The 23,646-nt window shown below is 37.7% G+C and carries 24 protein-coding genes and 1 pseudogene; 21 read left to right on the top strand and 4 right to left on the bottom strand.

The features are described from left to right. Positions 1-263: 263 nt before the first annotated feature. The 9 genes from rny to AA0X95_RS20890 all read left to right on the top strand — a co-directional run bounded on the left by rny (position 264) and on the right by AA0X95_RS20890 (position 9,676). Positions 264-1,823 carry a ribonuclease Y gene (gene rny, locus AA0X95_RS20930; RefSeq protein WP_308080139.1) on the top strand — a complete coding sequence of 520 codons (1,560 nt, stop codon included), beginning with the start codon at positions 264-266 and terminating at the stop codon, positions 1,821-1,823. 104 nt (positions 1,824-1,927) lie between these two features. Then, positions 1,928-2,725 carry a TIGR00282 family metallophosphoesterase gene (locus AA0X95_RS20925; RefSeq protein ID WP_413301230.1) on the top strand — a complete coding sequence of 266 codons (798 nt, stop codon included), beginning with the start codon at positions 1,928-1,930 and terminating at the stop codon, positions 2,723-2,725. Positions 2,726-2,918: 193 nt separating this feature from the next. Further along, positions 2,919-3,179, top strand: a complete 261-nt coding sequence (spoVS, locus tag AA0X95_RS20920) for a stage V sporulation protein SpoVS (protein ID WP_038541258.1) — start codon at positions 2,919-2,921, stop codon at positions 3,177-3,179. Positions 3,180-3,635: 456 nt separating this feature from the next. Beyond that, on the top strand, positions 3,636-5,372 hold the full coding sequence (locus tag AA0X95_RS20915) for a 2-oxoacid:acceptor oxidoreductase subunit alpha (protein ID WP_413301228.1): 1,737 nt from the start codon (positions 3,636-3,638) through the stop codon (positions 5,370-5,372). Next, the gene (locus tag AA0X95_RS20910) at positions 5,373-6,239 is read left to right on the top strand and encodes a 2-oxoacid:ferredoxin oxidoreductase subunit beta (protein WP_413301226.1); all 867 of its coding nucleotides are present in this window, start codon (positions 5,373-5,375) and stop codon (positions 6,237-6,239) included. It abuts the gene before it with no gap. A gap of 304 nt (positions 6,240-6,543) precedes the next feature. Then, a complete protein-coding gene (gene miaB / locus AA0X95_RS20905) occupies positions 6,544-8,088 on the top strand; it encodes a tRNA (N6-isopentenyl adenosine(37)-C2)-methylthiotransferase MiaB (protein WP_413301224.1) in 1,545 nt (514 codons plus the stop codon). Between the two features lies 1 nt (position 8,089). Beyond that, positions 8,090-8,545 carry a RicAFT regulatory complex protein RicA family protein gene (locus AA0X95_RS20900; protein WP_413301222.1) on the top strand — a complete coding sequence of 152 codons (456 nt, stop codon included), beginning with the start codon at positions 8,090-8,092 and terminating at the stop codon, positions 8,543-8,545. Positions 8,546-8,793: 248 nt separating this feature from the next. Beyond that, positions 8,794-9,339, top strand: coding sequence for an outer spore coat protein CotE (locus AA0X95_RS20895; RefSeq protein ID WP_309864678.1), 546 nt, complete (start codon positions 8,794-8,796; stop codon positions 9,337-9,339). A gap of 118 nt (positions 9,340-9,457) precedes the next feature. Beyond that, positions 9,458-9,676 (top strand): hypothetical protein, encoded by a 219-nt coding sequence (locus tag AA0X95_RS20890; protein ID WP_413301219.1) that lies wholly within the window; start codon positions 9,458-9,460, stop codon positions 9,674-9,676. On the opposite strand, the gene AA0X95_RS20885 is transcribed toward AA0X95_RS20890, so the two are convergent. Continuing rightward, complete coding sequence (locus tag AA0X95_RS20885) at positions 9,673-10,227, bottom strand: GNAT family N-acetyltransferase (protein ID WP_413301218.1); 555 nt, start codon at positions 10,225-10,227, stop codon at positions 9,673-9,675. The genes AA0X95_RS20890 and AA0X95_RS20885 overlap by 4 nt on opposite strands. Before the next feature lie 235 nt (positions 10,228-10,462). On the opposite strand from AA0X95_RS20885, the gene AA0X95_RS20880 reads away from it, so the two are divergent. Then, a complete protein-coding gene (locus tag AA0X95_RS20880) occupies positions 10,463-11,116 on the top strand; it encodes a serine/threonine protein kinase (RefSeq protein ID WP_413301216.1) in 654 nt (217 codons plus the stop codon). A 45-nt stretch (positions 11,117-11,161) separates the two neighbouring features. Here AA0X95_RS20880 and AA0X95_RS20875 read toward each other — a convergent pair whose 3' ends face one another. Next, positions 11,162-12,079 carry a ketopantoate reductase family protein gene (locus AA0X95_RS20875; protein WP_413301214.1) on the bottom strand — a complete coding sequence of 306 codons (918 nt, stop codon included), beginning with the start codon at positions 12,077-12,079 and terminating at the stop codon, positions 11,162-11,164. Between the two features lie 191 nt (positions 12,080-12,270). On the opposite strand from AA0X95_RS20875, the gene AA0X95_RS20870 reads away from it, so the two are divergent. The 9 genes and pseudogenes from AA0X95_RS20870 to AA0X95_RS20830 all read left to right on the top strand — a co-directional run bounded on the left by AA0X95_RS20870 (position 12,271) and on the right by AA0X95_RS20830 (position 20,724). Further along, entirely contained in the window at positions 12,271-13,017 is a 747-nt protein-coding gene (locus AA0X95_RS20870; RefSeq protein ID WP_413301212.1) for a prolipoprotein diacylglyceryl transferase, read from the top strand. Further along, the gene (locus AA0X95_RS20865; RefSeq protein WP_413301210.1) at positions 13,010-14,431 is read left to right on the top strand and encodes a radical SAM protein; all 1,422 of its coding nucleotides are present in this window, start codon (positions 13,010-13,012) and stop codon (positions 14,429-14,431) included. Before AA0X95_RS20870 ends, AA0X95_RS20865 begins: the two co-directional genes overlap by 8 nt. Before the next feature lie 24 nt (positions 14,432-14,455). Beyond that, entirely contained in the window at positions 14,456-14,743 is a 288-nt protein-coding gene (locus AA0X95_RS20860; protein ID WP_413301208.1) for a hypothetical protein, read from the top strand. 14 nt (positions 14,744-14,757) lie between these two features. Next, positions 14,758-15,219, top strand: a complete 462-nt coding sequence (locus AA0X95_RS20855) for a flavin reductase family protein (protein ID WP_413301206.1) — start codon at positions 14,758-14,760, stop codon at positions 15,217-15,219. 146 nt (positions 15,220-15,365) lie between these two features. Further along, complete coding sequence (locus AA0X95_RS20850; RefSeq protein ID WP_413301204.1) at positions 15,366-16,619, top strand: amidohydrolase family protein; 1,254 nt, start codon at positions 15,366-15,368, stop codon at positions 16,617-16,619. A gap of 62 nt (positions 16,620-16,681) precedes the next feature. Further along, positions 16,682-17,569 carry a thermonuclease family protein gene (locus AA0X95_RS20845; protein ID WP_413301202.1) on the top strand — a complete coding sequence of 296 codons (888 nt, stop codon included), beginning with the start codon at positions 16,682-16,684 and terminating at the stop codon, positions 17,567-17,569. Positions 17,570-17,571: 2 nt separating this feature from the next. Next, the gene (locus AA0X95_RS20840; RefSeq protein WP_413301200.1) at positions 17,572-18,504 is read left to right on the top strand and encodes a MerR family transcriptional regulator; all 933 of its coding nucleotides are present in this window, start codon (positions 17,572-17,574) and stop codon (positions 18,502-18,504) included. 28 nt (positions 18,505-18,532) lie between these two features. After that, positions 18,533-19,285, top strand: a pseudogene (locus tag AA0X95_RS20835) (universal stress protein); the annotation flags it as partial. 158 nt (positions 19,286-19,443) lie between these two features. Then, positions 19,444-20,724 carry an SLC13 family permease gene (locus AA0X95_RS20830; RefSeq protein WP_413301198.1) on the top strand — a complete coding sequence of 427 codons (1,281 nt, stop codon included), beginning with the start codon at positions 19,444-19,446 and terminating at the stop codon, positions 20,722-20,724. A gap of 66 nt (positions 20,725-20,790) precedes the next feature. Here the strand turns inward: AA0X95_RS20830 and AA0X95_RS20825 are convergent, their stop codons facing one another. Continuing rightward, positions 20,791-21,438: a DUF2238 domain-containing protein gene (locus AA0X95_RS20825; RefSeq protein ID WP_413301196.1), complete on the bottom strand. Its 648-nt coding sequence runs from the start codon at positions 21,436-21,438 to the stop codon at positions 20,791-20,793. A 283-nt stretch (positions 21,439-21,721) separates the two neighbouring features. Between AA0X95_RS20825 and AA0X95_RS20820 the strand changes: the two genes are divergently transcribed. Continuing rightward, positions 21,722-21,931, top strand: coding sequence for a hypothetical protein (locus tag AA0X95_RS20820; RefSeq protein WP_413301194.1), 210 nt, complete (start codon positions 21,722-21,724; stop codon positions 21,929-21,931). Between the two features lie 113 nt (positions 21,932-22,044). Here AA0X95_RS20820 and AA0X95_RS20815 read toward each other — a convergent pair whose 3' ends face one another. Further along, positions 22,045-22,917 carry a LysR family transcriptional regulator gene (locus AA0X95_RS20815; protein WP_413301192.1) on the bottom strand — a complete coding sequence of 291 codons (873 nt, stop codon included), beginning with the start codon at positions 22,915-22,917 and terminating at the stop codon, positions 22,045-22,047. 116 nt (positions 22,918-23,033) lie between these two features. Between AA0X95_RS20815 and AA0X95_RS20810 the strand changes: the two genes are divergently transcribed. After that, positions 23,034-23,624, top strand: coding sequence for a DJ-1/PfpI family protein (locus AA0X95_RS20810; protein ID WP_413301190.1), 591 nt, complete (start codon positions 23,034-23,036; stop codon positions 23,622-23,624). Positions 23,625-23,646: the final 22 nt, after the last annotated feature.

Below are 23,646 nucleotides of genomic sequence, written 5' to 3'. Positions count from 1 at the left end.
TTAAAATTAATGAATAATTATTCAATTGTTTTCTTTGTTACTTGGTTAAATACTGATTACGAATTCTAAATATTTCAAAAAGCCTTGTGGACTAAGCCTTGACAATGAATATTCACAGCTTTACAATTAACATGTATATTTTACATTTTTGGTAATATTACAATTTGAAAAGCCCTGGTGCTTGCTGTATGTTGAGTCTAAACAATGTACATGCCGACACTTAAAAAATGTAACAAAAGTTCATAGCAAGAGGAGGTGTAACGATGGACCTAATTACTATCATCTCCATTTTGCTTGGCCTTATCGTCGGTGCCGTTGTTGGCTATTTTGTTCATAAATCCATTGCTGAAGCAAAAGTAGCTGGTGCAAAGAATGCTGCAGAGCAGATTCTTGAAGATGCTAAACGTGATGCTGATTCATTGAAAAAAGAAGCTTTGCTGGAAGCAAAGGATGAAATCCACAAGCTTCGAACAGAAGCAGAGCGTGAGGTTCGTGAACGAAGAAATGAAATGCAAAAACAAGAAAACCGTTTACTGCAAAGAGAAGAGAATTTAGATCGAAAAGAGGAAACGTTAAACAAGCGTGAAAATCTTTTAGAAAAGAAGGATGATTCTCTAAACCAAAGACAACAGCATATTGAAGAGATGGAAAGCAAAGTGGACGAGTTGGTAAGAACACAACAAACTGAACTCGAACGGATTTCGAGCTTAACTCGTGAGGAAGCGAAAGCGATCATTATTGACAAGATGGAGCAGGAACTTGTCTACGACACTGCAATAATGATTAAGGAAAGCGAAAATCGTGCAAAAGAGGAAGCTGATAAGAAAGCGAAAGAAATCCTTTCGCTAGCAATCCAACGTTGCGCTGCTGACCATGTTGCGGAGACGACTGTATCAGTCGTTAACCTTCCAAATGACGAAATGAAGGGCCGGATTATTGGCCGTGAAGGACGAAATATCCGTACACTTGAAACATTAACGGGAATTGATTTGATTATTGATGATACTCCTGAAGCTGTTATTCTATCAGGCTTTGATCCTATTCGTCGAGAGACAGCCCGCTTAGCACTAGAAAAACTAGTACAAGATGGCCGAATCCATCCTGCACGTATTGAGGAAATGGTAGAAAAATCTCGTCGCGAAGTGGATGAGTATATTCGTGAAGTCGGTGAGCAGACCACTTTTGAAGTGGGTGTGCATGGACTCCATCCAGATCTTATTAAAATTCTTGGTCGCTTAAAGTTCCGTACAAGCTACGGTCAAAACGTATTAAAGCATTCAATGGAAGTGGCACAGCTTTCAGGTCTACTAGCTGCTGAGCTTGGACAAGATGAAACTCTAGCTCGTCGTGCAGGATTGCTTCACGATATTGGTAAAGCAATTGACCATGAAGTGGAAGGTAGCCACGTAGAAATTGGGGTTGAACTGGCAACCAAATACAAAGAACATCCAGTTGTTATTAATAGTATTGCGTCACACCATGGTGATACAGAACCAACATCCATTATCGCCGTACTGGTTGCCGCTGCTGATGCATTGTCAGCTGCTAGACCAGGTGCACGTAGTGAAACTCTTGAAAACTATATCCGCCGCCTAGAGAAGCTTGAGGAGATTTCTGAATCCTATGAGGGAGTTGAGAAATCCTTTGCGATACAGGCTGGTCGTGAAGTACGTATTATTGTAAGACCTGATGCAGTTGATGATCTTGCTGCTCATCGATTAGCACGAGATATTCGTAAGCGAATTGAAGAAGAGCTAGATTATCCGGGACATATTAAAGTCACAGTTATTCGTGAAACACGAGCTGTAGAATATGCAAAATAAAGCGGTGCATTTGCACCGCTTTATTTATTTGGTACAAGATTAATTTATTTTGATTGTGATACAATTGAGACAACTAAAATTACTTATTGACGAAAGGAAAAATAATGAATTTACTATTTATCGGAGATGTGGTCGGCTCACCAGGCCGGGACATGGTGAAGGAATATTTACCAAAATTAAAAGAGAAATATCGGCCAACGTTTACTATTATCAATGGGGAAAATTCTGCCGGAGGTAAGGGAATTACAGAAAAAATTTACCGGGAATTTTTAGGGTATGGGGCACAGGCAGTAACGCTTGGCAATCATGCTTGGGATAATCGTGATATTTTTGAGTTTATCGGTTCGGCAAAAAATATGGTAAGGCCAGCGAATTTTCCTGAAGGTACACCAGGGCAAGGGATGGCTTTTTTTAAAGTTAATGACTTTGAGATTGCAGTCATCAACCTCCAAGGAAGAACCTTTATGGCACCATTAGATTGTCCATTTAAAAAAGCTGATGAGTTAGTTGAAAAAGCAAGGGAAAGAACCCCATTTATCTTTGTTGATTTCCATGCAGAAGTGACGAGTGAAAAACAAGCCATGGGATGGTACTTAGATGGAAGAGTATCAGCAGTTGTTGGTACCCACACACACGTGCAAACAGCTGATAGCCGGATTCTACCTTCTGGGACTGGGTATCTATCAGATGTGGGTATGACAGGTCCATATGACGGCATATTGGGTGTTGAAAGAGATGCTGTCCTTAAGAGGTTCCTAACCAGCCTTCCAGTCCGTTTTGAAGTTCCTACCTCAGGTAGAAATCAGTTAAGCGCTGTTTATATTGAACTAGATCGAAAAACAGGATTGACGAAAAAAATCAGTCCGATTTTAATAAATGATGACCATCCGTTTTATTCGTAAGAGCAAAAGAACCCTTTTGCTCTTTTTTTATTGGGAATGTTCCATAGTGTACCAAGGGGAGACAACGCATTTTTTTTGTCCAAGCCGGAATATGTCTTTTGCAGGCTGAATATAGTAGCAGTGGATAGTTATAACCTGATTTGTACATGAAACTGCTCATGCGGGATCGGGATTTTTTAAGGAGGAGCTAGGAATGGAAATATTAAAAGTTTCAGCAAAATCTAATCCTAATTCTGTAGCTGGTGCACTTGCCGGAGTTCTGCGTGAAAGAGGTGCAGCAGAAATACAGGCCATTGGTGCGGGTGCATTGAACCAAGCCGTAAAGGCAGTAGCAATTGCACGAGGATTTGTAGCGCCTAGCGGAGTTGATTTAATCTGTGTCCCTGCGTTTACCGATATTTTAATTGATGGGGAAGAACGCACAGCTATCAAACTGATTGTTGAACCACGTTGAAAGAGATAGACTATTTTCCGGGGGGCAAAAATTTTCCTGCTTGTTTGAACACAAGCGGGTTTTTTTATGTCTAGGGCTTGTTAGTGCATATAAAAATATTATTCTGATATACAAGGAAAATTTTAAAAAAAAGAAGTTGTGTTTAGTGATGAATCGTGCAAAACCGCATTAGAATAACAGTTTTTATCTGCTATTTATCTATTTTTTGCTTTAAAGTAACACAGTTAATTTCAAATAATAAAAAAATATTCATATTTTAGACAATATTTCGCGTGAAAGGGTTGCAATTTTTAGTCCATAGGTCTAGAATTGTAAGCGTTTAGTACGTATCCTTGATTCTATTTTTTAGTCTGCAAAGTATTTAAATGGGCTAATTTCTAGTGATTTACTCGGAAAAGTGCTACACTTAGTATGGTCAATCAACTTATTTTTTACATATCCAAAGGGGTGTAAGTCATGATCAATCAACTTTCGTGGAAAGTTGGCGGACAACAAGGGGAAGGTATTGAAAGTACTGGGGAAATCTTTGCAATCGCACTGAATCGCCTGGGATATTACTTGTATGGTTATCGTCACTTTTCATCTCGTATTAAAGGCGGTCATACAAACAATAAAATCAGAGTAAGTACGACTGAAGTTCGTTCTATTTCTGACGATCTAGATATCCTTGTAGCGTTTGACCAGGAAACTGTTGATGTAAACTACAAAGAGCTTCATAGCAAAGGTGTCATTCTAGCTGACTCCAAATTCGATCCAAAGAAACCTGAAGATACACAAGCTTCCTTGTATGCGGTTCCATTTACAGAAATTGCTACTGGACTAGGAACTTCTTTAATGAAAAACATGGTAGCTATTGGTGCAACATCTGCTGTGTTAGACTTGGATATTCAAGTTTTTGAAGAAGTAGTTCATGAAATTTTCGGTAAAAAAGGCGAACAAGTTGTTGCGAAAAACATGGATGCAATTAAAGCCGGCTATGATTATATGAAAGAAAAACTTGGAGCAGGTGTCCAAACTATGCAGCTTGAAAAAGCTGATGGTAAGAAGCGTATGTTTATGATTGGGAACGATGCAATTGCATTAGGTGCGATCGCTGGTGGATGCCGATTTATGGCTGCATACCCAATTACTCCAGCTTCTGAGATTATGGAATATTTAATTAAAAAGCTTCCTGCTCTTGGCGGAACAGTTATTCAGACAGAAGATGAGATCGCAGCATGTACAATGGCTATTGGTGCTAACTATGGTGGTGTTCGTGCAATTACAGCCTCTGCTGGCCCAGGATTATCCTTGAAAATGGAAGCAATTGGTCTTTCTGGTATTACAGAAACTCCACTTGTTATCGTTGATACTCAACGTGGCGGTCCATCTACTGGATTACCAACAAAACAAGAACAATCAGACTTAATGGCTATGATTTATGGAACTCACGGTGAAATTCCAAAGATCGTTATGGCTCCAAGTACAGTTCAAGAGGCATTCTATGATGCCGCTGAAGCATTCAATCTAGCAGAAGAATATCAGTGCCCAGTTATTCTACTTACTGATCTTCAACTATCTTTAGGTAAACAAACAGTTGAACCTTTAGATTTTAGTAAAGTAGAAATTAGACGAGGTAAGTTAGTTTCAGGAGACATTCCTGCGAACGAAAACAATGGCTATTTCAAGCGTTATGAAGTGACAGAAGATGGCGTATCTCCACGTGTTATTCCTGGTATGAAAAATGGTATTCACCATGTAACTGGTGTAGAACACGATGAAACTGGTAAACCATCAGAGTCAGCTCCTAACCGAATTGCTCAAATGGATAAGCGCTTCCGTAAAGTCGAGAATATCCGCTTTGATACACCAGTCTATAAAAATGTAAAGCATGAAGATGCTGATGTTTTATTTGTTGGTTTTAACTCAACACGCGGTGTAATTGAAGAAGCTATGACTCGTCTTGAGAAGGACGGATTAAAAGTGAACCATGCTCATGTTCGTTTAATTCATCCGTTCCCAACAGACGAAGTCCTTCCTTTAGTTCGCTCTGCAAAGAAGGTTGTTGTTGTTGAAAATAACGCAACTGGACAGTTAGCGAATATCATGAAGATGAATGTTGGACATGCTGAAAAAATCGTTAAGCATGTTAAATATGACGGTAATCCGTTCTTGCCGCACGAAGTTTATACAAAATGTAAGGAGTTGTTCTAAATGGCCACTTTTAAAGACTTTCGAAACAATGTTAAACCGAACTGGTGCCCTGGCTGTGGCGACTTCTCCGTACAAGCGGCAATGCAACGTGCTGCAGCAAATGTTGGTTTAGAACCTGAAAATTTAGCTGTTATTTCTGGTATTGGCTGTTCAGGACGTATTTCTGGTTATATCAATTCATATGGGTTCCACGGTATTCATGGCCGTTCATTACCGATTGCACAGGGTGTTAAAATGGCTAATCGTGACTTAACTGTTATCGCATCTGGCGGTGACGGTGACGGTTTCGCCATCGGTATGGGTCATACGATTCACGCTATTCGTCGTAATATCGACGTTACTTATGTTGTTATGGATAACCAAATTTATGGTTTGACTAAAGGTCAAACATCACCACGTTCAGCAGCTGGCTTTAAGACAAAGTCAACGCCAATGGGTTCCATTGAACAAGCGATTTCTCCAATGGAAATGGCTTTAACTGCTGGCGCAACATTTGTTGCACAAAGCTTTTCAACTGATTTAAAAGAACTAACTGCTCTAATTGAAGCAGGTATCAATCATAAAGGGTTCTCACTAATCAACGTGTTCAGCCCATGTGTAACTTATAATAAGGTCAACACATATGACTGGTTCAAAGAAAACCTTACAAAGCTAAGTGATGTTGAAGGATACGACCCAAATAGTCGTGAAATGGCTATGCAAACATTGATGAAGCATAATGGTCTTGTAACTGGTTTAATCTATCAAAATACTGAGCGTCAATCTTACCAGGAGTTAATCCAAGGGTACGCAGCAGCTCCGTTATCTCAAGCGGACCTAAATCTTGACCAAAACTATTTTGATAAATTAGTCGGCGAATTTATGTAATAAATAAAAAGATCCCGCGGAACTTTGTTCCACGGGAATTTTTTTTGAAAATAGTGAGTTACATCACATTTATATTACTAGTAATCCAGTACAATTATTAATTGGTTAATTTTTTATTTTAAATGATTAGCAATGTCCTCTAAAAGGGCGTGTTTACAGGGATTTCTATTGTTTTCATTAGAGTAAACCTTTATACTATAATAATGTGCAGATTAACCAAAAATTTATTCTTAGCACAAAGAATAATTAATGAAATTAATAGAAGCCATCAGTTAACTATGTAAGAAAGGGGATTTTGAACCAAATGAATGAAAAGCAACGTTTAGAAGGTCAACAAGTAGAAACGGCTAATTCTTCGGACAAAAAATCCGCCAAGGATTACAGCAAGTACTTTGAGCAAGTAATAACTGCACCTTCTTTAAAGGATGCGAAGAAACGCGGTAAAGAAGAAGTAAAGTATCACAATGACTTTGCTATTCCAGAAGAGTTTCGTGGAATGGGTGAAGGAAGAAAGTTCTATATCCGTACGTATGGCTGCCAAATGAACGAGCATGATACGGAGGTTATGGCTGGAATCTTTTTAGCATTAGGATACGAGCCTACTGATAATACTGAGGATGCAAATGTAATTTTGCTAAACACATGTGCAATTCGCGAGAATGCTGAAAATAAAGTGTTTGGTGAATTAGGTCATTTGAAAGCACTAAAATTAGAGAAGCCAGACTTACTTTTAGGTGTTTGTGGCTGTATGTCTCAAGAAGAGTCCGTTGTTAATAAGATTTTAAAGACGTATAACCAAGTGGATATGATTTTTGGTACTCATAATATCCACCGTCTGCCAAACATCCTTCATGAAGCATATATGTCAAAGGAAATGGTTGTGGAAGTATGGTCTAAGGAAGGGGATGTTATTGAAAACCTTCCAAAGGTACGCCGTGGCAAAATTAAAGCATGGGTTAACATTATGTATGGCTGTGATAAATTCTGTACGTATTGCATCGTACCTTATACACGTGGTAAGGAACGTAGCCGCAGACCAGAAGAAATCATCCAGGAAGTACGTCATTTGGCAGCACAAGGCTACCAGGAGGTAACTCTCCTTGGTCAGAACGTAAATGCCTATGGTAAAGACTTAGAAGGAATGAACTATGGTCTAGGTGATTTAATGGACGAATTACGTAAGATTGATATTCCGCGAATTCGTTTCACTACAAGCCATCCGCGTGACTTTGATGATCATTTAATTGAAGTTTTGGCTAAAGGCGGCAACTTAATGGATCATATCCACCTGCCAGTCCAATCAGGTTCAACGGATGTATTAAAAATCATGGCTCGTAAATATACAAGAGAACAATATTTAGAGCTTGTTAGAAAAATTAAAGCGGCGATTCCAAATGTTGCTTTGACAACTGATATTATTGTGGGATATCCAAATGAAACGGATGAGCAGTTTGAAGAGACAATGTCCCTCTATCGTGAAGTAGGGTATGAATTAGCATATACTTTTATTTATTCTCCACGCGAAGGAACACCAGCGGCCAAAATGGAAGACAATGTTCCAATGGAAGTGAAGAAAGAACGGTTACAGCGTCTAAACAAGCTTGTTAATGACCTTTCATTAGAAGCAATGAAAAAACATGAAGGTCAGATTCTTGATGTACTGATTGAAGGGGAAAGCAAGAACAACCCTAATGTTCTTGCTGGTTACACGACAAGAAACAAGCTTGTCAACGTTGTAGCACCTAAATCATCGATTGGCAAAATTATTAAAGTAAAAATTACAGAAGCAAAAACATGGTCATTAAACGGAGAAATGGTGGAAGAATTAGAACCAGCAGAGGTGAAGTAAAGTGGCGAAGTATACTAAAGACGATATCGTCTCTCGTGCAGCAGATTTAGCACGCATGATAGCAGAAACTGAGGAAGTAGACTTCTTCAAACGAGCAGAAGCTCATATTCATGAAAATCCAAAGGTAAAAACATTAATTGCAGATATGAAAGGTCTTCAGAAGCAGGCCGTTAATCTGCAGCATTATGGAAAACCTGAGGCATTAAAGAGAGTTGAAGATAAAATTGCTTCAATTGAACAGGAGCTAGATGAAATTCCTGTTGTCCAGGATTTTAAGCAATCCCAATTAGAAGTTAATGAGTTGTTGCAACTAATTGCATCGACTATTTCAAACACAGTCACTGATGAGATTATCACTTCCACAGGTGGCGATGTATTAATGGGTGAAACAGGCGGCAGTTTGAAAAATGGCGGCGGAGCTTGTGATGGCCACGACGATTGTGATCATGAGCATTAATTAGGTTTAGAGGCTGACTCAAATAAAGGGTCAGCCTTTTTCTTTTTCAAGAATCAGCATTCTCCTCGATTGAATCTACATAAGAAACATCCATTTTTAAGTACAGGCATGTTAGGCACACACCATTAAATCCCGCATAAAATGAACTATGACTAAACTTTTAACTAGTATTCACAAAATTATATATCACACTAGTCTACAATTTAGCATACGATGAAATGAAACTGAATGAGGAGGGTTCGCGCGAAATGGGAGAATATAGAGAGATAATTACGAAGGCCGTAGTAGCGAAAGGACGTAAATTCACCCAGTCCAATCATACGATTAGCCCGGCGCACAGTCCAACAAGTATTCTTGGTTGTTGGATTATCAACCATAAATACAACGCGAAAAAAGTAGGTAAGACTGTAGAGATTCACGGTCACTATGATATCAACGTTTGGTACTCGTTTAATGATAATACCAAAACAGAGGTAGTAACTGAACGAGTACAATATACTGATGTTATCAAGTTAAAGTACCGTGACCATGACTGCCACGATGACAGTGAGATCTGCGCTAAAGTGTTGCAACAGCCAAATTGTGTGGAAGCAGTCATTTCCCCTAACGGTAATCGTATCATCGTTCACGTCGAAAGGGAATTCCTTGTAGAAGTAATTGGCGAAACAAAGGTTTGTGTTCGCGTTAGTTCTGAAGGCTGCAAAGACTGTGACGATGATTGGGGATTGGATGTAGACGACGAAGAATTTGAGGATCTGAATCCAGAGTTCTTAGTCGGCTCAGAAGAAGAGTAAGGACACTAGGAAGGTAAAACTTCCTAGTTTTTTTCTGTTCTGAATCTGATTTGGTTTTGGAAATTTAATGAATGGCAAACTGACAATATCAGCATGCTATTTCTAGGAGGTGTTAGTGTTGGAGCCGAGACAACCTGGAAATAAGAAGATGCCTGATTTTGACCAATTAAATGACAGAATGATTGCTGAAAGTCCTTCTTCACCGATGTTAGTAATCAAAACGAACCTCGACCCTAAGGAACCATCAGAAGATAATCCTTATTATCACAATGGAAAAACACATGATCCAGAGGCAATGAAGAATTTCTTTGAAAATAATGAAAGCCAGGAGAACTAATTTTCCTGGCTTCTTTTCCAATCAGGCTGCAACAGAGAAAGTACGCATGTATCATGGAATTCATTATTTTGATGGATATACCCTCGTAGAAAGCCCTCTTGCTCAAAGCCTAGTTTCATTAGCAAATTGATGGAAGCTTCATTTTCGGGAAAGACGACTGCTCCTAACCGATATAAATTTAATTGATTAAAACTAAACGCCAATACTTCTTTTATAGCTTCAGAGGCATATCCCATTCTCCAAAACGCGGGATGTAGTTCGTAGCCAATTTCAGCCCTTTTATTATTCATATGTAAAGCATTCAGACCTACTGTCCCAATAATCCTTTGATTTTCCTTTACTTTAATTCCCCAGCGGATCCCTTTTTTTTCATGAAAGTTTTTGTGGAACATGTCAATTAATCTGGAAGCTTCAATCGGCAGGGTAAAACGATTCGTTCCGTAAAAACGTGTTACTTCTTCTAAAGATAATACCTCATAAATGGAATCAACATGCTGATGAGTAATTTCAATTAACTTCAGTCTCTTTGTTTCTAAAATGGGAAAATTCACAGTATCTCCTCACTTTTAATTAATAGGCTTTGTTTATAGGATGTTGATTTTTGCCCCTCTGTTGATTGGAGCGGAAATCAGCACACTAGTTTCACAGAGCTAAAAAATAGAAAAATGATAACTTTTTTTAAGTGTACTATGGTTTCGTACTGCTGAAAAGATTCGGTTGAAGAAATGGGGTAAAAACATTATGATTTATGTAATATGAACGGAAGCGTAGAGAAGGTGGGTACGGATGCAAATCGCACAATATATAAAGCTAATAGAAAATGAGTTATTAACCAAAATTGAATTACGGTCGCCCAGCCCATTTGATCCCATTATTGTAAAAAATCAATCTAATTCATGGAGGACTATCGGTAGCGGGAATTACGCGGGAGTGTTTGCTCATGAGTCCAACCCAAACTGGGTTGTAAAAATATATGGACGGAAACCTGAAGAACTAAAGAAGGAAATAGAGGTATATAAAAAATTAGGGAACCATGAATCTTATTCCAGGCTTTTAGACTATGGTGAGAATTATTTGATCTTAAAAAAGCTGGAGGGGATTACTTTATTTGATGCTATAGTTAAGGGTGTACCTATACCTGAAAATGTGATTCAGGATATCGATGCTGGATTAGAATATGCAAGAAAAGTTGGCTTAAATCCCTTTGATGTTCATGGTAAAAACGTCGTGATGCATAATGGTAGAGGATATATAGTAGATGTATCTGATTTCTATAAACAGGGTGTCTGTCACAAGTGGAAAGATTTGAAAAAAGCATATTACAAGATTTATAGGCCCTATATACTTAAATTCCATCCGCCCATCCCCTTTTTTATCGTGGATGGTGTAAGGAAAGGCTATCGTCTTTATAAGAAAATAAAAAAGAAAATAGGGAAATAAAAATGTTATAAATATTTCCCCAAACGTAGATTTTTGCTTGCAATCTTAAAAATTCATATTTTCATAAATTTTTAAATTTAAATAAATAATCTTTAAGGTGGAAGCATCAATAGTATGTTGGCTGGCTATGTTTAATAAATATCCATATAGATGATCTGCTTCAATGGGCAAGCTCTTTTCCATATCTCGTTGGAGCGAGGACTTCATCTCATAATTCATAGCCATTAATTTATTCTTTTGTAAGACTTCAATACCTTCTGGCAGGGGTGCATGGATACTTCTCATAATGGTAGCCGTTTCTTGCAGCACCTTCTCAATAGTGTTTAATCCCTCTTTATTTTCACGAATGGGTCCGATTGGAGACCTAAACAAGGAGGTGATACCGGAAAGTGTGGATATGAATAAATATTTTACCCACATCTCTTGGTTAATCTTATCTGAAAGCAGAAAATTGGCTTTTGTCCCCTTAAGAACGTTCTCTAAACGTGTTATTCGTTCAGATTTTTCTCCATTTCTTTCACCGTAAACTAAGTCGTGAATAGGACTAGTTTGAATGATGGTTCCATGCTGATCAAGGGTGGATTCCACAAAGCAAAGCCCACCAAGGACGTTTTTTTCACCAAATGATTCCACCAGCTTGTCTATGTGTGACATCCCATTCAGAAGTGGTAGAATCATCGTTTCTTTTCCAATGTAAGGGCGCACGTCCTCAATTGCTGGTTCAAGGTGATAAGCCTTCGTGGATATCAAAATAACGTCAAAGGGTTCTGTTGCCTCTCCAGAGAGAAGTAGTTGTGGCTTTATATGTAAGTTTCCATGGATGCTATGGATGATCAGTCCATTTTGTTCTAGCTGTTTCTTTCGATTTTCCCGAACAAGAAAGGTAACATTTTCTCCTTTTTCAGCTAAACGACCTCCAAAATAACCCCCAACAGCTCCTGCTCCAACAACTAATATTTTCATGATACTAGCCTCCATTTTTTAAAAGGTGTCGAATTAATAGTAGCACAAATCTATTAAATATTTATGCAGTTTTGCTTTATTCTTTCTATTACTGAAATGATTAGTATTTTTGGAATTATTAACAGTTTTTTTGAAAAATTGTGTTAATATAATTATCAGCATGGAAGATTATAGTAAAGAAAGGAGGGGGGATGATAAATTTCCCTTTCTATATTTTTGGTGTGCATCCACATTTGATATTTGAATCCTTAGCATATTTTATTGGTTTTCGCGTGTATTTATATACGAGAAATAAGGAAAGAATTCCTTTGGATAAAGCACTTTGGGTGGTGGTTGGTGCGACATTAGGTGCTGCCTTAGGTTCAAAGCTTCTTTATTGGTTAGAGGATCCGGTGAAGACACTGGATAACTGGAATAATCTAGTTTATCTAGTAGAAGGAAAAACAATTGTGGGCGGATTGTTAGGTGGATTAATTGGGGTGGAGACAGCTAAGAAATGGATTGGATGGACGCGTTCAACGGGGGATGATTTCGTTTTACCTCTTTCTGTTGGAATGATGATTGGAAGAATTGGCTGCTTCTTAACTGGTTTAGATGATCATACCTATGGTGTTCCAACCACATGGGCAACGGGAGTAGATTTTGGAGATGGTATTCTTCGGCATCCCACTCAGTTATATGAAATCGCTTTCTTATGTATTCTAATCTTCTTTCTTCATTATCTAAAAAGAAAACAGATCGGGTGGGAAGGGCTGTTATTTCAATTATTTATGCTAGGTTATCTCTTCTTTCGTCTCATCATTGATTTTATTAAACCAACTCCACATCCTTACTGGATTTTTAATAATATCCAATTTGCTAGTTTACTAGGAATTATGTATTACCTATGGCTGATTAGTAAAAAACAAACCGAAAAAAGGAGAGAAATTCATGCCTAACCGTCCCTATTTATTTTATGAACTAACAAACAGTATTTGTTCTACCTGTCTGCGTAAGGTGGAAGCTAAAGTGATTATTGAAAATGAAAAGGTATACCTTGTGAAGCATTGCATGCAGCACGGTAGAGAGAAAGTCTTGATTTCAACAGATGTGGCATATTACAAATGGTGCCGGGAGTTTATTAAACCTTCGGAAATGCCATATCGATGGAATACACCAATTAAATATGGGTGCCCATATGATTGTGGCCTTTGCCCGGACCACGAACAACATAGCTGTTTGACTCTCTTAGAAATTACGGAAAGATGCAACTTAAAATGTCCCATCTGTTACGCGGAATCCTCTCCTCAAAAAGGAAGCTTCCGAAGCTTAGAGAAAATTGAATTCATGCTCGATAATATCATTAAAAATGAACGACACGCAGATATTGTTCAGATCAGTGGCGGGGAACCCACTATCCATCCACAGTTTTTTGACATACTTGATATGGCAAAATCTAGACCGATCCGACATATAATGGTGAATACGAATGGTCTTCGCATTGCAACAGATAAAGAGTTTGTGAGAAGACTTGCCACTTACTCCCCTGGGTTTGAAATTTATCTCCAGTTTGATAGCTTTGAAAAAGAAACACTAGAGGAATTAAGAGGGGTAGATTTAAGGGATGTAAGAAAAAAAGCAATCGAACATTTAAATGAATTTAATATTTCTACGACCCTGGTTGTAACCTTAAAGAAGGGCTTAAACGATCATGAGGTCGGAAAAATCATTCAATATGGGTTGAAACAGAAATGTGTTAGAGGAGTTACCTTCCAACCGATTCAGGCTGCAGGCAGATTGGAAGAATACGATCCAGCAACAAATCGCCTTACATTAAGCGAAGTAAGACAGATGATCATTAATCAATCAAATGTATTTGGCTCAAAGGATATTATTCCTGTTCCTTGCCACCCGGATTGTTTGGCAATGGGGTATGCATTAAAAATGAACGGTGAAGCAACACCATTAACAGGCCTGATTGATCCTAATATTTTATTAGAAGGTGAACGCAATACCATTGTTTTTGAACAGGATGAGAATATCAAAAATATGATTTTTAAATTATTTTCTTTAAATCATTCACCTGATTCTGCCTCAATATCCCTTAAGGATTTACTCTGTTGCTTACCAAAAGTATCTATGCCAGGAGACATAGGCTATGACAACGTATTTCGGGTAATCATCATGCAGTTTTTAGATGCATACAATTTTGATGTGCGGTCTGTCAAAAAATCCTGCGTACATATCGCACATCCAGATGGTAGAATCATCCCGTTTGATACGTACAATTTATTTTATCGCGATGATAAAGAGCAGGAATTAAAGAAGATTCGAGCAGAGATAGAGGCTAGAGCCTTCATAAATGCCGAATAACAATGGAGAAGGGGAGAACAGGAAATGACTCTTACCCAAAAGACTCAGAAGGATGGTTCATTAAAAGACCTATGGCTTGGAATAGGTTTGAGTATGGGAATTTACCTTTTAGGATTATTCATATTACTATTAATTTCACCTATATTTATGGCCTATTTATGTATAGCAGTAATCGCCTTAATAGTGATTCCGATTGTGAGCTTTGCGAAGGGAAGGAAACGATTAGGGCAAGGAGCATTAATTGGTGTGGGATTAAATATCTTGTTATTTACTGCCTGTTTTGGAATCATTCTTTACAATCTAGGCGGATGAGAGGAGAGGATTAAATGGATGATCGTCAATTTAGAAATGCAATGGGCAAATTTGCGACAGGGGTAACTGTAGTGGCTACAGAGGTAGACGGGGAAGTACATGGTATGACCGCTAACGCTTTTATGTCCGTTTCACTCAATCCGAAGCTTGTAGTCATTTCTGTAGCTGAAAAAGCTCGTATTCTTGAGAAAATAAAAAAGAGTAAAATGTTTACTGTCAATATTCTAGCTGCCGACCAACAAGAACTCTCTATGATTTTTGCAGGGCAGATTAAGGAGCATCGAGAAGTAGGGTTTGACTATCTAGATGGAAAGCCAGTATTAGCTGGGGCTGTTGCGCAGATTGCCTGCGAAGTATCGGCAGAACATATCGAAGGAGATCATACCTTGTTGATTGGAAAAGTGATAGCTATTCACATCGGGGATGCCGAGCCTTTAATTTATTTCAGTGGACGTTACCGTACATTGGCTGAATAATTGTTGCTTTGTAGGAGGAGGCTGCCCCTTAAATTTAAAGGAAGTCTCTCTTTTTTTTGTAAGATGACCTAAAAAAGAGCGGCAATATAACTGAATGGTGTACAATTGTTTGGTAAGTATGGAAAATTAATACATGGAGTGAGGACATGCTTTTTAAAAATGCTAGTTACTTAGACGAAAATTGTAATTTGGTGAATGGTGACATAGTCATTGAAGATGGTGTCATCAAACTTGGGTGTGAGAACGATTTAGTTGATAATGATAAAATAATAGATTGCTATGACTACATAATTATTCCCGGTCTATTTAATGCTCATTTTCACGGGTATTCCTTGTTAGCCAAAGGACTGGCAAAGGAGATGAAGATAGAATCTTGGTGTGATGATACCGTACAAGGGAAGATTCAAACAAAATTTTTCAAAAATCTTGATCAATTATCTCCTGAGGAATATGAGTGGGTCTGTCTTAAAGCAAACACAGAGATGGTAAAAAAGGGGATTACCTTCGTGAGTGAAAATGAACCGGCCTATTGGCCAGAGTTAGTGGCTGGAGCGATTAAAAAAATAGGGTTGCGCGGGATCTTAGATACACATACGAATATAGAAGATTACTATCAAAAAATTGTAGGGAATGTGTCGTTCGGAACCCATTTGCTAGAAGAGGAAGATATAACCGAAGAAACGTTAGAGGATTGTGTTCGTAAGAAAAATGAGTTTGATACCATTTACATGACTCACTGCATGGAGAATGATTGGAGAAAGGATATTATTTACAAGAATTTCAGAAGATCCTCCATAGAGTTATATAAAGAGAAGGGGCTATTGGATGAGAAAACAGTCCTTTATCATGGGGTCCATATGAACGAGAAGGATATAGAGATCGTTGCAGAAGCTAATGCCTCGGTCGTTCACTGTCCTAATTCTAACTTATGGTCTGGTGCTGGAATGGCACCAATTAGTGGTATGCTTGAAAAAGGGATAAATGTCTGTCTTGGAACGGATTTTGCGAGCGTCGATATTTGGGAAACGATGAAAACTTCCTATTATTTATTAAAATTAGGCAGTCCCTTCAATCGATTCCAGGCAGTAGATATCTTCAAAATGGCGACGGTGAACGGGGCGAAGGCTTACCAACAAAAAGGGTTAGGAGCAATTAAGGAAGGTTACAAAGCAGACTTGGTGTTTATCAAAAAGGATTCATTGATTCCGCAGGTTAATAGTGAGGAGTTCTCTACCAGAGTTCATAACCTTTTATTTGAAACAAAAGAAGAGCAAATTCGTCATGTGATGATAGATGGTAAATGGGTGATGTTTGATCGTGAGCTATTAACAATGGATGAAAAAGAATTAGATAAAAACTTTATAAACGTGTTGGAAAAGGTGTATAATTCCATCATATAAATGACGAAGGGCCTTTAAGGGTCCTTTTTCGATTTTCAGTTTGGCAAAAGGGGAAATGGATTGTGAAAAGGATAAAAGGATTTCAAATTATACTAGCTTTTCTCTTAACTTCTTCCATTATATTAACTAGCTGTTCTCAGAGCTCACCGAATATAGAAAAAGAAGAAGTGAAGGAGAAAACAACGGTTGAAGAACAAAAATCGCCTGAAGAACAAGTGAAGGTTGAAAAGGAAGAACAGGAGAAACAAGCTGACTCAGTGCAACAGAAAGAAGATTTGGCAAAGCGATGGGGATTGGAGCTTATTAGTGTTGGAAGAGTCGTTGATGGCGACACGATTGTAACTTCAGATGGGAGAAAAATTCGATTAGTAGGGGTTAATACACCGGAATCCACGACAAGACACGAGGAGTTTGGGAAAGAAGCAAGTAATTATACAACCTCAAAGTTAACGGGAAAACAGGTATGGATTCAAAAAGATGTATCTGAAACGGACCGATACAACAGATTGTTAAGAATCGTTTGGTTAGGCATTCCAACCAATGATATGGACGAGGCGGAGATTCGTTCAAAAATGTTCAATGCTGATTTAGTATTAAAAGGATTTGCAGAACCATCTACCTATCCACCTGATGTGAAATACAGTGATTATTTTGTTAAATTTGCGAGAGAAGCAAGAGCTGCTAATGCTGGCCTTTGGGCATATGGAGCACAGGGGACAACGAAGGGCGATTTGGATAACTCATCGAAAACGAATAATGGTTCGACGGCTCCACCGAGTGGTACCACACCAGAAGATTCAACTTCAGGGGGGACATCATCCGGTAAAACGGAATCCTTCAAAAATTGTACAGAGATGAGAAAGGTATATCCAAATGGCGTACCATCTACACATCCAGCTTATGAAGCAAGGCATGACCGGGATAAAGATAATTGGGCATGTGAGAGGTAGTTATGGAGATAGAGATAGAAAATACAACGTATTCAATCCAACAAGTTTCAGAAATAACCGGATTGTCAAAGCAGGTCATTCGAAAATGGGAAGAGAGATATCAAATTGTTAATCCTGAAAGATTAGAAAATGGATACCGTATTTATAGTGAAGCAGATATTAATACATTTATGAAAGTAAAAGGATTAGTTGACCAGGGACATACTGTCAAACAAGCAGCATATCTTGTAGAAAAAGGTGGGTCTCCAACTGATCAAAGCCTATTGGATTCTGGCTGGAAAAAGAAGAATCAATATGAAGAATTAAACGAATTTGTCCTGGATTTACTGAAGGAGGGCACCCACTGTAACGAAGCAGCAATGAATCTTATTCTCCAACAGGCCTATCACCAAAAGGGATTAGAATTATTTATACAATCTGTTGTGATCCCATTTTTACAGGAAGTAGGCAATCGGTGGGAAAACGGTCAATGGGGAGAATATCAGGAATCGTTTGCCAGCCTGACGGTAAGAGATTTTCTTGTTCAATTGAGGAGTAATTTTAAGTATAGGGAAAATGCACCAACCCTTTTAGGAGCCTGTTTGCCGTACGAACAACATGAAGTTCCGGTGCTAATCCTCCTGATTCAAGCTATGTTAAAGGGTTGGAAAACAATTTTACTAGGGGCTTCTCCAGCTGAAGGGTCAATTGAAAAGACGATCCAAAAATTGGAGCCAGATAAAGTCATCTTGTCTGCTACCACGACTTTTCCTTTCAAACAGGACCCAGCAATTTTATCCAAGCTTGACAGGTTTGCCTCTGACTGTAAGAAAACCCGTTTTTACATAGGGGGACCTGGAGCGGTAAGATATTTATCTAGTGGTAAACAGCTACAGTTTATTAAACTTACACATTCATTGGATGAAGTTTTAAACAAAAAAGCTCTACTTGAATAGAAGTAGAGCTTTCTATGTTTCAACTAGGTTGGATGCAGGTATTTCAGTTATCTCAACAATGAATATTCAACATTTAGAAAGTTTAAATGACAGTGTCGAGCAGATAACTGGGGTGAGGGTAAGGGAAACGGTGCCAGATCATATTCTTCGAAAAGCGGATGAAATTGAATTGATTGATATCTCTCCGAAAGCATTACGAGAACGAATGAGGGAAGGACGTATCTACGCTTCTGTAAAAGTGGAGCAAGCACTAAATAACTTTTTTAAGACCGGAAATCTTATTGCTCTAAGAGAGCTAGCATTACGTGAAGTTGCAGATGATGTGGATGAACGCCTAGAAGCGTGGGAGAGAAAAAGAGCATTAAGAGGGCCGTGGCGACAGGAAGAAGTAATTTTTGTATGTACCAACTTAAGGCCTGACAGTGAAAGACTGATTCGACGCGGATTTCGCATCGCCTATCGTTTAAAAGCCACATGGTATGTATCATATGTAAAAGACCACCATCCCTTAAACGAAGAAGAGGAACAAGTATTAAATAAAATTCGTAAACTGACAGAACGGCTTGGCGGACTATTCGAAATATATGAGACCAAAAATCGCCGTAATGTCTTTAATAAACTAGTAAGTGAAATGAATGAAAAAAAAGCAACACAAGTAATTATCGGCCAATCCGCTCGTACTCGCTTCGAGGAGATCATAAAAGGTTCTGTATTACAGCGATTGTTAAGAGAGGTACGACATATGGATGTATTAGTGGTAGCAGACCAACAAAAGCAATAATGAATACCTTTATCACTTTTGGGTAAGGCGTGAATATATGCCTTCCTATTTTTTTTACGACTAAAATAAATTCTTTGGATAAAATATGCAAGAAAGTAGAATCTATACAATAGGAAAATTTTAATAAACGACTTGGTTCAAATAAGGAGTGACACGCTTTGGGTTCACAGGAGATTATTGCGCTTATCATATTTCTTGTTACATATGCATTAATTATTTCAGAACAAATACATAGGACTACCATTGCTATGCTTGGTGGATTATTCATGGTTGCGCTCGGAATTTTGGATCAAAAAAATGCCATCCACCATATAGATTTCAATACCATTGGGTTATTAGTGGGAATGATGATTATAGTAGGGATTACTGCTCAAACAGGGGTGTTTGAGTACATTGCTGTTTTGTTGTCTCAAAAGGCAAAAGGAGCTCCTATAAAAATTTTAGTTGCATTGAGTTTATTTACAGCTGTTGCTTCTGCTTTGCTTGATAATGTAACAACTGTTCTTTTAGTTGTTCCAGTTACTTTAAGCATTACTACCCAATTAAAAGTAAATCCTATTCCATTTTTAATAGCTGAGATACTGGCTTCTAATATCGGCGGAACCGCAACCATGATTGGTGATCCACCAAATCTAATGATCGGAAGTGCTGTTCAAGAGTTAACTTTTCTTTCGTTTATTAATAATCTTGCACCCGTAATAGCTATTATATTAATTGTAAATATATTGATTTTAGTAATGATTTATAAAAAACATTTAGAGACTACAGAAGATCTAAAAAATCATTTACTTAGAAAAAATCCTAGAGATGAAATAAAAGATTCTGCATTATTAAGGAAATGTATAATTGTGGTCTTTATTACCATTGGTGGTTTTTTTATTCATCAATTTATACATATAGAAACGGCAACGATTGCTTTAATTGGTGCATTTATTTTGTTGCTTTTTACAGGAGATAAATATTTGGTAACGGCGATAGAAAAAGTAGAATGGACAACCCTTTTCTTTTTTATTGGATTATTTGTAATTGTAGGGGGGCTTGTTGAAACAGGGTTAATCGCAGCTCTTGCTAAAAACGCCATGACTTGGACAGGCGGGGAACTAAAGTCATCGACCTTACTTGTTTTGTGGATGAGTGCATTCATTTCTGCTTTTGTTGATAATATTCCTTTTGTAGCGACAATGATTCCTATGATTAAAGAGATGGGACAGTTAGGCATTACCAATTTAAATCCACTTTGGTGGAGTTTGTCACTGGGGGCTTGCTTGGGAGGAAATGGAACTTTAATAGGGGCTAGTGCGAACCTTGTAGTAGCAGGAATAGCTTCGAAGGAAGGATATCATATAACGTTTTTAAAGTTTTTGTTGATTGGTTTCCCGCTTATGTTGGTATCAATCCTTATATCAATGATTTATGTTTATATAAGATATTTAATGTAGAAAAAAATTTTAAACGCTAATCTAACGATTTTTAAACCGAAAAAATGACGATTGAATTACGTTAAATTAGCGTTTCTTGTTTAGTACGGCTGATGTTCCTAATTCTTTCTGTAACAACATATCATGCAGTTTGGAAAGGAAAAGTAATGCTAGGATGGTACCAGCTAGAGTTAATAGCATATCCCACTGAGCATCCCATATGTCACCTTGATTCCCTAAAAAGTTTTTAGCCGTTTTTCCTCCCTTTCCTATAATAAAACTGATCCATTCAATAATTTCATACATAGCTGAAATGGCAAGAGAAATACTTGTCACAATCCAAAATAAGATACCTTTTGTTAAGAGGGTTTTCCTTAATAATATTTCTCTGATTACTATGCCAAACATGCCTTTTAAAAAATGTCCAAATCGATCATAGTGATTTCTTTTTAAATCAAAAGTATCTTTTATCCAATTAAAGAAAGGAACCTTTGAATAGGTGTAATGGCCGCCGATAAACATCAAAATTGCCAAAATAGTAATAATGAAGTATGAAAGGGTAGTAAGACGAAACTTATTGTATGTTGAAAGTGCGATAATCAAAACAATAATGGCAGGAGTGACTTCTAATACCCATGACGAATAGCTGGCAGGCTTTATAACTGACCAAATAAAAACAGCTATTACGGCCAGTAATAACAAACCATGAATCGGCACAATACCTTTTCTCTTCATATTCTCAATCACTCCTAAGTGCTTAATTTTCTAGTTCTAAGCCTGCTTTAATTCTTTTACATAATCTAGGACAGTTTTAGATTAAGGAGGAAGAAGTCATTTTATGCCTTTTAACTTAAATTTGAACATAGAAAAAATTGGTAATAATGATTTGCCTGTTGCGAGTTTATGGGGGACAATTTTTAAATTTCTAAAGACAAATTCAAGGTAGTTTTTTCCTTAATAAAAATAAATTGAGAGGTCATTATAAAGAAGTACTTTAAAATAAAAGGAGAGAAAACCCATGCCTCAAATTGATGTAAATCAGCTTAATCAAGCAAAAGCCAATGTAACTCTTACGCAAGAATTGTTAACAAAAGCAATTGAAAAAGCAAATTCCGATCCTACACTTGCCCAGGAAGCGATCAAACAAGCATCAAATGAAATTTCATCAGCATTAACTGCAGTAACTCAAGTTCAAAAAACTTCTCAGGCTGGCTCGTTAGAAGGATAAACCTATAGTTCAGTTATTTATTATAAACCAGAATAAAAAGCCTTGAAAAAAAATCAAGGCTTTTTTATGTGCAAAAGAGGATGTTATTAAACCTTAACGCGGGGTTGAGTTCTTTAACTGTAACTTTCCTCCAAAACCATCTCAATAAACTTCCTATGGGCCTTCGACAACCATTTGTTTTTATGGTAAGAGATTTGTGCATAGAACACAGGATTTTCCGAAGCTGACTCAATTGACTTCATCTTTTCTTCTCTTAATAATGCTTCTACACTTATGTAGGGCATTAAGCTGATTCCTAACCCGCTTACAACACACTGTTTCATCGCTTCCATACTATTAAACTCCAAATGGTTATGTGTACTAATTCCTTTTCTAATTAAATACCCTTCAAAAAATTTCCTTAATGCACAGCTTTTCGGACTGAAAATAAAACATTCTCCAGTGGCTTCCTCCATGGCCTTTATCAAATGATTGTTTTCCCCAACGAAGACTAAGGACTCTTCGGACCAGACTTGGGTGATTAAATTTGGATCATTTACCTTAGGTTCCAAGGTAATCGCAATATCGAGCTCACCAGAATAAAGCCGCTCCCTTAGTGGAAGACAATCATCATTAATTAGTGAAAAAGTTACTTCGGGATAATTCTTTTTATACTGAGATAACACCGAGCCTAGCTTATATACAGTAATAGACTCGGCTGCACCAATGCGGATCTCGCCCTTCAATGTTCTGTCATTGGTGGAAATATGTTGAATCTTTGAATAGACGCTAAGTAATTCTACAGCATAATGATACAATTCCTCGCCAACAATCGTAAGTTGAATGTGTTTTCCCAGACGGTCAAATAATGGAAGGCCAATCTCTTCCTCAAGCTGCTGAATATGAGATGTAATGGAAGCTTGTGAGTACTGAAGTGTTTGGGCCGCCTTTGTAAAGCTATTCAAATCGACAACTGTTTTAAACGTTTGTAATTGACGTATCTCCATTTATGATTCTCCCATTCATCCAGTTTGTTATCAGAAATTCTAAACTTATAGTTTAGTTATTTCAATTTTACTAATGGTAAATTATAACATACAATTCACTTAAGGAGATGATGGAAATGAAAAAAATATGTTTACTCTTACCTAATGGATTTGAAGCTGTTGAGGCAAGCGTGTTTACAGATGTGTTTGGCTGGAACAAAGACGTATGCGAGGGGTCAACTGAACTCGTAACGGTGGGAACAAGAGAGGAATTAAAATGCACCTGGAATTTAACGGTTAAACCGGAAAGGCTGTTATCAGAGGTTACCGCCCATGAGTTTGATGCTTTAGCCATACCTGGTGGTTTTGAACAAGCTGGTTTTTACGAGGATGCTTTTCGCTCCGATGTCCTTGATTTTATCCGAGAATTCGATAAACAGGGAAAACTCATTGCAGCGATCTGTGTAGGTTCATTAGTAATTGGTAAAAGCGGTGTTCTACTAGGGAGAAATGCTACGACCTATAATCGAAGTAATAGGAAGCGGCAAATACAATTAGCAGAAATGGGAGTGAATGTGATTCCGGCTCAAAGGATTGTCATCGATAAAAACATTATTACATCGTTCAACCCGGCCACTTCATTCGATGTAGCATTTACCATGCTAGAGCTTTTGACATCAACAGATAATGCAAACAATGTAAAAAGGCTTATGGGATTTATAGAATAGTTTCATATAGAAATAGGAGGGT

The sequence above is a fragment of the Neobacillus phoenicis genome (genome assembly GCF_047302305.1).
Lineage (GTDB): Bacteria > Bacillota > Bacilli > Bacillales > Cytobacillaceae > Neobacillus.
The sequence above is the reverse complement of the archived record's forward strand: the minus strand, read 5'-3'. Positions and strand labels throughout refer to the sequence as shown.

Coding starts and splice junctions, on each gene's coding strand:
- AA0X95_RS20850 (WP_413301204.1), top strand. CDS start 15,366: ATGCTTTTTAAAAATGCTAGTTACTTAGACGAAAATTGTAATTTGGTG.
- AA0X95_RS20855 (WP_413301206.1), top strand. CDS start 14,758: ATGGATGATCGTCAATTTAGAAATGCAATGGGCAAATTTGCGACAGGG.
- spoVS (WP_038541258.1), top strand. CDS start 2,919: ATGGAAATATTAAAAGTTTCAGCAAAATCTAATCCTAATTCTGTAGCT.
- AA0X95_RS20810 (WP_413301190.1), top strand. CDS start 23,034: ATGAAAAAAATATGTTTACTCTTACCTAATGGATTTGAAGCTGTTGAG.
- miaB (WP_413301224.1), top strand. CDS start 6,544: ATGAATGAAAAGCAACGTTTAGAAGGTCAACAAGTAGAAACGGCTAAT.
- AA0X95_RS20910 (WP_413301226.1), top strand. CDS start 5,373: ATGGCCACTTTTAAAGACTTTCGAAACAATGTTAAACCGAACTGGTGC.
- AA0X95_RS20825 (WP_413301196.1), bottom strand. CDS start 21,438: ATGAAGAGAAAAGGTATTGTGCCGATTCATGGTTTGTTATTACTGGCC.
- AA0X95_RS20925 (WP_413301230.1), top strand. CDS start 1,928: ATGAATTTACTATTTATCGGAGATGTGGTCGGCTCACCAGGCCGGGAC.
- rny (WP_308080139.1), top strand. CDS start 264: ATGGACCTAATTACTATCATCTCCATTTTGCTTGGCCTTATCGTCGGT.
- AA0X95_RS20840 (WP_413301200.1), top strand. CDS start 17,572: ATGGAGATAGAGATAGAAAATACAACGTATTCAATCCAACAAGTTTCA.
- AA0X95_RS20895 (WP_309864678.1), top strand. CDS start 8,794: ATGGGAGAATATAGAGAGATAATTACGAAGGCCGTAGTAGCGAAAGGA.
- AA0X95_RS20815 (WP_413301192.1), bottom strand. CDS start 22,917: ATGGAGATACGTCAATTACAAACGTTTAAAACAGTTGTCGATTTGAAT.
- AA0X95_RS20860 (WP_413301208.1), top strand. CDS start 14,456: ATGACTCTTACCCAAAAGACTCAGAAGGATGGTTCATTAAAAGACCTA.
- AA0X95_RS20820 (WP_413301194.1), top strand. CDS start 21,722: ATGCCTCAAATTGATGTAAATCAGCTTAATCAAGCAAAAGCCAATGTA.
- AA0X95_RS20880 (WP_413301216.1), top strand. CDS start 10,463: ATGCAAATCGCACAATATATAAAGCTAATAGAAAATGAGTTATTAACC.
- AA0X95_RS20870 (WP_413301212.1), top strand. CDS start 12,271: ATGATAAATTTCCCTTTCTATATTTTTGGTGTGCATCCACATTTGATA.
- AA0X95_RS20875 (WP_413301214.1), bottom strand. CDS start 12,079: ATGAAAATATTAGTTGTTGGAGCAGGAGCTGTTGGGGGTTATTTTGGA.
- AA0X95_RS20865 (WP_413301210.1), top strand. CDS start 13,010: ATGCCTAACCGTCCCTATTTATTTTATGAACTAACAAACAGTATTTGT.
- AA0X95_RS20915 (WP_413301228.1), top strand. CDS start 3,636: ATGATCAATCAACTTTCGTGGAAAGTTGGCGGACAACAAGGGGAAGGT.